The 9,254-nt window shown below is 66.4% G+C and carries 12 protein-coding genes; 10 read left to right on the top strand and 2 right to left on the bottom strand.

The window, feature by feature from the left end:
* Positions 1–217 precede the first annotated feature (217 nt).
* The 6 genes from PHQ87_RS11715 (at position 218) to PHQ87_RS11690 (ending at position 4,913) form a co-directional block, all read left to right on the top strand.
* Positions 218–1,834 carry a DNA cytosine methyltransferase gene (locus tag PHQ87_RS11715; protein ID WP_033448873.1) on the top strand — a complete coding sequence of 539 codons (1,617 nt, stop codon included), beginning with the start codon at positions 218–220 and terminating at the stop codon, positions 1,832–1,834.
* 242 nt (positions 1,835–2,076) lie between these two features.
* On the top strand, positions 2,077–2,634 hold the full coding sequence (locus PHQ87_RS11710) for a hypothetical protein (RefSeq protein WP_033448871.1): 558 nt from the start codon (positions 2,077–2,079) through the stop codon (positions 2,632–2,634).
* Between the two features lie 330 nt (positions 2,635–2,964).
* A complete protein-coding gene (locus tag PHQ87_RS11705) occupies positions 2,965–3,177 on the top strand; it encodes a hypothetical protein (protein WP_033448869.1) in 213 nt (70 codons plus the stop codon).
* Positions 3,178–3,198: 21 nt separating this feature from the next.
* The gene (locus tag PHQ87_RS11700) at positions 3,199–3,591 is read left to right on the top strand and encodes a hypothetical protein (protein WP_033448867.1); all 393 of its coding nucleotides are present in this window, start codon (positions 3,199–3,201) and stop codon (positions 3,589–3,591) included.
* Positions 3,592–3,802: 211 nt separating this feature from the next.
* Positions 3,803–4,540, top strand: a complete 738-nt coding sequence (locus tag PHQ87_RS11695) for a hypothetical protein (RefSeq protein ID WP_033448864.1) — start codon at positions 3,803–3,805, stop codon at positions 4,538–4,540.
* Positions 4,541–4,634: 94 nt separating this feature from the next.
* On the top strand, positions 4,635–4,913 hold the full coding sequence (locus tag PHQ87_RS11690; protein WP_033448862.1) for a hypothetical protein: 279 nt from the start codon (positions 4,635–4,637) through the stop codon (positions 4,911–4,913).
* 34 nt (positions 4,914–4,947) lie between these two features.
* Here the strand turns inward: PHQ87_RS11690 and PHQ87_RS11685 are convergent, their stop codons facing one another.
* Together PHQ87_RS11685 and PHQ87_RS11680 are read right to left on the bottom strand one after the other, a co-directional pair.
* Positions 4,948–5,409 carry a PaaI family thioesterase gene (locus PHQ87_RS11685; RefSeq protein ID WP_033448859.1) on the bottom strand — a complete coding sequence of 154 codons (462 nt, stop codon included), beginning with the start codon at positions 5,407–5,409 and terminating at the stop codon, positions 4,948–4,950.
* Between the two features lie 29 nt (positions 5,410–5,438).
* Positions 5,439–6,110: a metalloregulator ArsR/SmtB family transcription factor gene (locus PHQ87_RS11680; RefSeq protein WP_033448856.1), complete on the bottom strand. Its 672-nt coding sequence runs from the start codon at positions 6,108–6,110 to the stop codon at positions 5,439–5,441.
* A gap of 104 nt (positions 6,111–6,214) precedes the next feature.
* On the opposite strand from PHQ87_RS11680, the gene PHQ87_RS11675 reads away from it, so the two are divergent.
* The 4 genes from PHQ87_RS11675 to PHQ87_RS11660 all read left to right on the top strand — a co-directional run.
* Positions 6,215–6,568 (top strand): DsrE family protein, encoded by a 354-nt coding sequence (locus tag PHQ87_RS11675; RefSeq protein WP_033448854.1) that lies wholly within the window; start codon positions 6,215–6,217, stop codon positions 6,566–6,568.
* The gene (locus PHQ87_RS11670) at positions 6,568–7,698 is read left to right on the top strand and encodes a cysteine desulfurase family protein (protein WP_300234366.1); all 1,131 of its coding nucleotides are present in this window, start codon (positions 6,568–6,570) and stop codon (positions 7,696–7,698) included. Before PHQ87_RS11675 ends, PHQ87_RS11670 begins: the two co-directional genes overlap by 1 nt.
* A 25-nt stretch (positions 7,699–7,723) precedes the next feature.
* A complete protein-coding gene (locus tag PHQ87_RS11665) occupies positions 7,724–8,920 on the top strand; it encodes an MFS transporter (protein ID WP_033448849.1) in 1,197 nt (398 codons plus the stop codon).
* On the top strand, positions 8,917–9,254 hold a 338-nt coding region (locus PHQ87_RS11660), incomplete at its 3' end, for a YbaK/EbsC family protein (protein ID WP_300234363.1). The genes PHQ87_RS11665 and PHQ87_RS11660, both read left to right, overlap by 4 nt.

Here is a 9,254-nt window from a genome sequence, read left to right as displayed (position 1 = left end):
CGCGGATGTGCGCCAGAAGATGCCGGCGCCAACCACGACATGCGCCGGGTGCGATTGCTGACAGCAGACGGTTCTAGCGACGACCGGGCCTGCAACAGCCCACGGGTGGTTCCGTCCTCCCGAGCCGAAGGCCACACGGCCTTCGGCGCCTTTCTCCTGCCGATCAACGTCCCGGCCCGGCCACACGGTCCAGGGCCACACGAACAGGAGACCCGACATGAACCCGCAACCTCGCACCTCACGCGGTGCGCCCCAGGCCGCGCCACTGCTGTACGGCAGCGTGTGCAGCGGCATCGAGGCCGCGAGCCTCGCCTGGCAACCCCTCGGCCTCGAAGCCGTGTGGTTCGCCGAAATCGAGCCGTTCCCGAGCGCCGTGCTCGCCCACCGTTACCCCCACGTGCCCAACCTGGGCGACATGACCGCGATCGCCCGCCAGGTGCGCGCCGGCACCGTGCCGGCGCCCGACATCCTGGTCGGCGGCACGCCGTGCCAGTCGTTCAGCGTTGCAGGTAGCCGGCGCGGGCTGGATGACCCGCGCGGAGCCCTTTCCCTTGCCTATGTGGAGCTTGCCAATGCCATCGACCAAACCCGCCAACAAGACCGCCGCCCGGCGGCCACGCTCGTCTGGGAAAACGTCCCCGGCGTCCTCAACGACCGCAGCAATGCCTTCGGGCATTTCCTGGGGGCACTGGTCGGGGAAAGCCGTGCGCTCCAGCCGCCAGGGGATCGGTGGGCGCACGCTGGTTGTGTGTCTGGACCCCGCCGCCGCATCGCGTGGCGCGTGCTCGACGCTCAATATTTCGGTGTCGCCCAACGCCGCAAGCGCGTGTTTCTTGTGGCAAGTGGTGGAGATGACCTCGATCCCGCAGAAGTACTTTTTGAGCGCGCAGGCCTGCTCGGGGATTCTTGTGCGGGCCGCGCGCCGTGGCAAGAAGCTGCCCACGATGCTGGACCGGGTGCTGAAGCAGCAGGCGCATGCGCAGGACTTGCAGGATTCGCAGGGCTGAAGCAGCCCTACGGCAGGGTCACGACGACGTTCGGATTCAGCGGCGGCATTGGCCCCGTCGATGTGGCGGCGTGCCTGATGGCCGCTGGCCCCAAGCACGACATTCGCACCGAGACGTTCATGGTGCAGTCGGTCGTCGGCAGCATCGCCCACACCCTCGACACCGCCAACAACGGCAGGGGCAGCAGCGAGGATGGCACCGGCAAGGGTGTTCCGATCATCGCCTTCACTGCCCAGGGCAGCGGCGCCGATGCCACGTTCGACCTGACGCCGACGCTGCGCGCTGGCGGCCATCGCAACAGCCATGCGAACGCCGGTGTCGTGCCCGCCATCGCTTTCGCGCAGAACAACCGCGGTGAAGTGCGCTACGAATCCGGCCATGGACAGGTGGCTTGCACCGTGCTGTCCAACGGCAAGCCGGGCTACGGCGTGCCGATGGTGGCCTGCGTATCTCTGCGTGGCCGCGAGAACGGCCTTGCCGCCGAGTTGGGCGGCACCGTAGCGGGCGCACTTCGCACCAGCGGCGGCGGCGCGGACAAGCCCCATGTGCTGGCTCCCGACTTCGAGGCGCATTTCCGCTACGACTGGAACGGCCCTGGCCCCGGCGACTGGTCGCACTGGCGGGTGCGGCGGCTGATGCCCGTGGAGTGCGAGCGGCTGCAAGGCATGCCCGACGACTACACGCTGATCACCTACCGCGGCAAGCCCGCCGCCGACGCTCCACGCTACAAGGCGATCGGCAACTCCATGGCTGTACCGTGCATGGCATGGCTGGGCCAGCGCCTGGTGCAGTACCTGCACAAGACGGGCTCGACCGCTTCGGATTGATCGGCGACGCAGCCTGCGGGCCGCGCCATTCTCCCTCCTGCATTGCCGATGTATTGGCAGCAGCCCGCAGCCAGGGTGTCAAGGCTGCCGCGGGTTCCACCCGCGCCACCCGCCAGTTCGCCTCGGCATCTCACCGGCGAACGCTGCCCACCGGGGCACCGATGCCTCTTTCTCCAACCCACGGGATGGCCGCCACGTCCCGTCAGGGGCATGTCGCCACCCGGTCGATTTCAGGACTTCCCATGGACAACATCACCAAGCAAAACCGCATCACGCTGAAGAGCCTCAAGGTGGCAGATTTCGCCAGCGAAGAAACGATGTGCTTCAGCGCCACCGTCGTGTTCGACGGCACTCCCATCGCCGAGGCCCGCAACGACGGCCACGGCGGCTCGACGTTCCTGCACGCGCTCAGCGGCAAGGCGGCGTTGCTGGCTCAGGCCGAAGCCTTCGCCAAGGGCCTGCCGCCTGCGCCGCTCAACCTCGGCCAGGAGGGCGAAGACCCTCACTACATCGACATGACGCTCGACTTCCTGGTCGATGAACTTGCCGACGCCATGCACGCGGAACGCAAGGTGCGAGCCGCGTTCAACCGCGACATCGGCAACAAGGTGCTGTTCATCAAGGACGGCAAATTGCTGTTCATCAAGGGCATCAAGCTCAAGGCCATTGCTGACCGCAAGGCGTACTTCGCTTCGCTGCGCGCTCGGCAGGCCCAGCCCATCGTCATCCTCGCCGAGCTTGCGCCCGAGCAGGCATTCGACCTGTGGAAGCAGCATGTCCTGGGCGACAAGCCCGACTGACCCAGCACCGACGCACTCTCCTGGCAGCCCCGCACTCGATGCGGGGTTTCTTTTTCTCTGCGCGCATCAATCGGGGGTGGGCCGGATGCCGTTTTCCAACTGACGCGACGCGGCCCGCGCACGAAGCTGCCCGCATGTTCGCTGATTCGTCAGCACATGCCAGCAGCCAGGGTTTCAAGCTGCCGCGGGTCTCTCCCGCGTTGCCCACCAGTCCGCATCGCATCAAGTCTGCGGACGCGCGTCCCCATGACGCTGATGCATTTTTTCAACCGCGTGCGGGAGCTGCCATCCCGTGAGGGACGAGGCCCCGCTTTTCCAAGGAGCCCGTCCATGTCCCAGCAAGCCTCTTTCGGCCAATTGGCCTCGACCTACTGCGGCAAGTTCCTGCCGCTCGAAGTCCTGCAAAGCGCCGCCGGTCACTACATCGGCACGCGCGATACCGAAGGGCCCGTTTCGCGGGAATCCCGCGAGTACTTCCGCAGCCATGCCGCGGCTCAACGTGCCCTCGAAAGAGGCGGCTGGTCCCAGCTCGCCATTCCCTGATCCAACTGGAGGAATCACGTCATGAACCAGCTACTGCCACGGGAAGTCGTCGATCAGATCATGCGGGAAGAACAGCATTTCGCGGCCGCGCCCCAAGCCTTCTTCGAGGCCTGGAAGCGCGGTGTCGAGATCGCTGGCCCCGAATGGTTCGGTGACGGCACCCGTGAAGGTCTGAACCAGGCCAAGAGCAAGTGGGATCTGCGTCCCAACATGCTGCGGCTCAACGATGCCCTCGGCGTCCTGAGCAGCGGCGAACGCATGTTCCTGTCCGCCATGGTCAGCTTCTACAACGCGCGCGAGGGCGGTGCCATGCTCAAGCGCTGCCACTTCAACGGACTGTCGGACTTCGACGGTCTCGACCTGCAACGCCGTAAGGTCCTCGCCGACCTGCTCGTGAACTACAACGGCTGGTGAGCCGGTCTCCGGCACACCACCACGTCTTCGTTCACTCCCCACGAGGGGCACGCGCCCACGAGGCCGTGCCCCTCATTTTGTTTCCCGTAGTCCAGCGCAGTGCTGACAACGCCATGGTCGGCGCTGCCTGACGCTTTTTCCATTTTTCAACCCACCGGGTCCAATTCCCGGTGGCGGGGATTGGCTCCATTATTCAATCTGGAGAGATCCCATGTCCCAGAATCCTAATCCCTTCCTTCGCGGCTACTGGAATCTGAAAATCGTCCGCACGCTGTGCATCAGCTACGACGATGGAAGCCCGCATGTCTGGCGCAACATCCACGCGAGCCAGCAATTCCTTTCCGACGAAGAACTGGTTTCATCGTCCTGCATCGTCACCAACGATTTCGCCGTGGTCAGCAATGGCCCTGAACCCTTGAGCGACGACGTGCTGGCCGAATGCGACGCCGGTGAAGGCGTCAGCGGCGAAGGCGTGATTGGTGCCGTGGTCTATGCCATCCATGGCGAGGACTTCGACGGTCGCCCAGTCCACGTCGGCGATGCCTATTCGGCCGAGGCTGCGCGGGAAGTGGTGCAGCGCCTGACTTTCGAGACCGGCTACTACAGCCGGTGCTGGGAGATCAGCCGCGAGCACATCACGGTCGATACCTGGCACTACCTCGCCGACCTGGCGGACATCGCCACGCCGGAGGCCATGCTGTTCATCGCCTTCCGTGTGCCGTACAGCCCGGCGATCGGCGTCAAGCTGATCTCCACGCCCTGGACGGACCAGAACCTGGAGCACGCCGAGGGCATCACCGCCGAGCAGCTTCGGCAGGAGCACCGGAACAAGGGCATGCCGGAGGACCTGGCAAACATCCTTGAACTGGCCGGCCAGGCCGATGTGCGCATTCTGATCCTCGACGCCGACGCACCCGCGCTGCTGGGCCTGCCGCTGGCCGAGTCCTAGCAGCCGCGCGACACGCCGGCCTTCCTCATTGTCCCCCCATGCCAGCCCGTTTCCCCCAGGAGCCGGGCTGGTCCATTTTCATAGGCGCAACCTCATGTTCCCCGACCTCATCTCGCCCGCAGCCGACTTCGAGCATCAGCTTGGAGCCTGCGTCAACGCCATGAGCCAGGACGACGCCATCGGCCAGATCCTGGTATTCGAGCGCACGCACGGCGCGCTGCACATGCGCCATATCGTCAGCGCCGACCTGATGGACACCGACATTGATGACTACGAAATGGTCGTCTTCGACGGTGGCAACACCAGCGGCGACACATGGAAGCATGTCTTCTTCCCTCGTCAGCGCGAGCACTACTTCGTGTACGAAGCCTGACCTGCCAGCCCCTCATCCGAGGGGCTGCTTGTTTTCAGGCTTTCGCCGCGAATTGCACGGCCACCATCTCGCCTGTGACGCACACCTCGCCGCCGGCGCTGAGTGTCAAATCGATGATGGCCTTGCGCCCCTCCAGCGAACGTAGCGTGCCCTCGATGAGCAATTCGACGCCCAGCGGCGTGGGCCGCCGGTAGTCCACTTTCAGCGAGCCGGTGACAAAGCGGATCGGCGGGCCACCATCCCCCATGACGCGACCTTGCACCCGGTATGCGAAGGCCGCCGCGCTGGCGGTGCCGTGGCAGTCCAGCAGCGAGGCCAGCATGCCGCCATAGACGTTGCCCGGATAGCCGCCGCTGTACATCGTCGCCGGCGAGAAGCGCGCATGGGTGCGCTCGCCCTCGATGAAGCTCTTGAGATGGAGCCCCTGGGGGTTGGCTGGCCCGCAGCCGTAGCAGTGCGCGAATTCGGCCGGGTAATGATCTTGGATGGCTTGCATGTCGATCCTTGATTGCACAACGGCGAGGCTCAAGCCTCCACGGCCAGCCCGGCCGCCTTCCACTCCGGGAAGCCGTCTTCGAGCCGTCGCACCTTGAAGCCCTTGGCGCGCAGCGCCGCCACGGCCTCGAAGGACATCACGCAGTACGGCCCACGGCAGTAGGCAATGATTTCGTGGCCCTTGGGCAAGTCCGCCAGGCGACGCTCCAGCTCGTCGGCCGGGATGTTGATGGCACCCGCCACGTGGCCCAGCGCGTATTCCGCTTCCGGGCGCACGTCCAGCACCGTCACCTGGCCGGCATTCAGGCGCTCGGCCAGTTCTTCGCGCGAAACGGCTTCCAGCGCGTCACGGTCATGGAAGAAGTCGCGCATCACGCCGCGTACCTCTGCGATGTTGCGCTCGCCCACGCGGCCCAGCGCCTTGAGCAGCGCCACCACCTCCACATCGCCCGCCAGGCGATAGAAGACCCGCTTGCCCTGGCGTTCGGCCTCCACCAGCCGCGCGCGCCGCAGCAGTTGCAGGTGGCGTGAGGCGTTGGCCATCGACAGGCCGACCAGTCCGGCCAGGTCTTCGACGCTGCGCGGCCCCTGCGCCATGCCTTCGAGCAGTTCGAGCCGATGCGCATGGCCCAGCGCTTGCGCCACGGCGGCCAGGTTCTCGAACACCACGTGCTTGGGGCTTTCGGATGAGGTTGACAACATGGATTTCACAATTACACAATCAACACATTGATTGAATGATGGCATGATTGCTGCCCAGCATCAAGCCATCCCGGACAAAAGCCATTTTCTCCGCTGGGGCCTCCATGAAAACCCTCCTCATCATCAACGACCCGCCCTACGGCACCGAGCGCATGTACAACGCCTTGCGCTTGGCTTCCACGCTGCTCAAGGACGCGGCCAACCACGTCAGCGTGTTCCTGATGGCCGATGCCGTCTCCGGCTGCAAGGCCGGTCAGAAGACCCCCGACGGCTACTACAACGTTGAACGCATGCTGCGCCGCGTGACGAACAATGCCCAGGGCGAGGTGCTCCTGTGCGGCACCTGCCTGGATGCGCGCGGCATCAAGGACGAGGAAGTGATGCCCGGCGCACGCCGCAGCACGATGGATGAACTGGCCGCCGCCACCGTGGCCGCCGACAAGGTGCTGGTGTTCTGATGGCCGGCATCTACCTCGACTACAACGCCAGCACGCCCATCGCGCCGGAAGTGCAGGCGGCCATGCTGCCGCTGCTGGAGACGGCCTACGGGAACCCATCCAGCGGCCATTGGGCCAGCACCCCAGCCAAGGCGGCCCTGGAACATGCTCGCGCCCAGGTGGCGGGGCTGCTGGGCGCGTCGCCGGATGAGATCGTCTTCACCAGCGGCGGCAGCGAGGCCAACAACCTCGCGCTCAAGGGCAGCTTCTTCGCGCTGCGCGAGCGCGGCGAGCACATCATCACCGAGGCCACGGAGCATCCGGCGGTGTTGCAGCCACTGGCCTTTCTGGAGCGACTGGGGGCGAGCGTCACGCGGCTGCCGGTGGATGGCACGGGCCGGGTCGATCCCGAGGCGGTGCGCCGCGCCATCACACCGCGCACTGTGCTCGTCAGCGTCATGCACGCGAACAACGAGACGGGCACGCTGCAACCCATCAAGGTCATCGGCACCATCGCACGCGAACACGGCATCCGCTTCCACACCGATGCGGCGCAGTCCGTCGGCAAGCTGCCGACGAAGGTGGACGACCTCGGCGTGGACCTGCTGAGCATCGCCGGGCACAAGCTCTACGCGCCTAAGGGTATAGGCGCGCTGTACGTGCGGCGCGGCACGGCGCTGGAGCCGCTGATCCACGGCGCCGGCCACGAGGCGGGCCGCCGCGCCGGCACCGAGAGCGTGCTGATGGCTGCGGCGCTGGGCGCGGCCTGCGAACTGGCGAGAACGAATCTCGATGTTGGTGAGCCGGAGCGCTTGCGCGCCTTGCGCGATCACTTCTGGCAAGCGCTGCAAGCGATCTTCGGTGAGCGCGTGGTGCTCAACGGCCACGCCGAGCACCGGCTGCCCAACACGCTGAACGTGAACTTCGCCGGCCGCATCGGCGCCGAGGTACTGGCTCATCTGGACGGCGTGGCCGCATCCACCGGCTCGGCCTGCGATGCGGGCCGTGTGGAACTCTCGCCCGTGCTGGCTGCCATGGGCGTGCCCGAGCCGGTCGGCATGGGCGCAGTGCGCTTCGGCCTGGGACGCGGCACCACGCAAGCCGAGATCGACGCCGTGGCCGAGCGCCTGCGCGCCATCGCGAGTCGATGAATCGAACAACAACGCGAAGAAACTCATGCTCAAGAACCCCATGCACCGCCAGGTGCTGATCCTGGCCTGCGCGCAGGCCCTGTTCCAGATCGTGTCGGTGATGGTGATGACCGTCGGCGGCCTGGCCGGCGGGCAGATCGCCGCATCGCCGCGCTGGGCCACGCTGCCCATCGCCACCATGTTCCTCGGCACGGCCACGATGATGTTTCCGGCCTCGATGTGGATGGCCCGCGCCGGCCGCCGGGCCGGGTTCCTGATCGGCACGACGCTGGGCGTGGCGGGGGGCCTGGTGGGTGCCTGGGGCATCCATCAGGCTTCGCTGCCGCTGCTGTCCTTCGGCACCTTCCTGGTGGGCTGCTACCAGGCGTTCGCGCAGTTCTACCGTTTCGCGGCCAGCGAAGTGGCGGACGCGGCTTTCCGCCCACGCGCGATCTCGCTGGTGATGGCCGGCGGCGTGGTCGCAGCGCTGGCCGGGCCGTTGCTGGCAAGGCTGGGCGGGCCGCTGCTCTCGCCCGAGTACCTGGGTTCCTTCCTGATCCTGGCCGTGGTGTCGATGGTGGCGGCGGGCGTGCTGCTGAACCTGCACATCCCTGCGCCTGCCGCGTCTACCGGCCCGGTGGACAAGGGCCGACCCTGGCAGCAGATCGTCGCGCAGCCCGCCTATCTCGTGGCGCTGTTCGGCGCCGCCACGGGCTACGGCATCATGATCCTGGCGATGACGGCGACGCCCATCGCCATGCGGCTACATCACCACGAACTGGGTGCGGCGGCCACGGTGATCCAGTTGCACGTGCTGGGCATGTTCCTGCCGTCGTTCTTCACCGGCTCGCTGATCGCGCGCTTCGGCGTGCTGCGCATCATGCTCACGGGCGTGGTGCTGTTCATCGCGCACATCCTGACGACGCTCACCGGCACGGGCTTTGGCTCCTTCGCCAGCGCGCTCGTGCTGCTGGGTGTGGGCTGGAACTTCATGTACATCGGCGGCACGACGCTGTTGACCGACACCTACAACGCTGCCGAGAAGGGGCGTGCGCAGGCCATCAATGACATGACGATCTTCGTTGTCGGCCTGACCTGCTCTTTCAGCGCGGGCGGGCTGCTGCAAGCCCTGGGCTGGCAGACCATGAACCTGGCACTGATCCCGTGGCTGGCGCTGGCGGCGCTGTCGCTGCTGTGGCTGGGGATGCGTCAGCGGTCGAAAGCCGCGAAGGTGGGCGCATGAACCGGGAAACGACCGATGAAACCGCCTACCGCTGCCTGTTCGAGCGCTTCGCATCTTTGGGCATCGACGCGAAGGTGGTGCCTTATCCCGAGCACGCGACCGTCGAGGAAGGCAAGGCGCTGCGCGGCGCCATGGCCGGGACATTCACCAAGAACCTGCTGCTCAAGGACAAGAAGGGCCGGCACTTCCTGCTGGCGATCCATGAGGACCGGACGCTGGATCTGAAGGCGGTTTCCGCGCTGGTGGGCGGCAAGGGGCACCTGAGTTTCGTGGCCGGCGAGCGCATGCAGGCGCTGCTGGGCGTGCAGCCGGGCGCGCTGACGCCACTGGGCCT

The sequence above is a fragment of the Hydrogenophaga sp. genome (assembly GCF_028698005.1).
Lineage (GTDB): Bacteria > Pseudomonadota > Gammaproteobacteria > Burkholderiales > Burkholderiaceae_C > Hydrogenophaga.
This window is presented reverse-complemented; position numbering and strand designations above follow the sequence as displayed.

Bases quoted from the DNA above. Each gene is read 5' to 3' on its own strand.
- PHQ87_RS11675 (WP_033448854.1), top strand. From the start codon at position 6,215: ATGAAAACCCTCCTCATCATCAACGACCCGCCCTACGGCACCGAGCGC.
- PHQ87_RS11685 (WP_033448859.1), bottom strand. From the start codon at position 5,409: ATGCAAGCCATCCAAGATCATTACCCGGCCGAATTCGCGCACTGCTAC.
- PHQ87_RS11695 (WP_033448864.1), top strand. From the start codon at position 3,803: ATGTCCCAGAATCCTAATCCCTTCCTTCGCGGCTACTGGAATCTGAAA.
- PHQ87_RS11700 (WP_033448867.1), top strand. From the start codon at position 3,199: ATGAACCAGCTACTGCCACGGGAAGTCGTCGATCAGATCATGCGGGAA.
- PHQ87_RS11665 (WP_033448849.1), top strand. From the start codon at position 7,724: ATGCTCAAGAACCCCATGCACCGCCAGGTGCTGATCCTGGCCTGCGCG.
- PHQ87_RS11710 (WP_033448871.1), top strand. From the start codon at position 2,077: ATGGACAACATCACCAAGCAAAACCGCATCACGCTGAAGAGCCTCAAG.
- PHQ87_RS11705 (WP_033448869.1), top strand. From the start codon at position 2,965: ATGTCCCAGCAAGCCTCTTTCGGCCAATTGGCCTCGACCTACTGCGGC.
- PHQ87_RS11680 (WP_033448856.1), bottom strand. From the start codon at position 6,110: ATGTTGTCAACCTCATCCGAAAGCCCCAAGCACGTGGTGTTCGAGAAC.
- PHQ87_RS11715 (WP_033448873.1), top strand. From the start codon at position 218: ATGAACCCGCAACCTCGCACCTCACGCGGTGCGCCCCAGGCCGCGCCA.
- PHQ87_RS11690 (WP_033448862.1), top strand. From the start codon at position 4,635: ATGTTCCCCGACCTCATCTCGCCCGCAGCCGACTTCGAGCATCAGCTT.
- PHQ87_RS11670 (WP_300234366.1), top strand. From the start codon at position 6,568: ATGGCCGGCATCTACCTCGACTACAACGCCAGCACGCCCATCGCGCCG.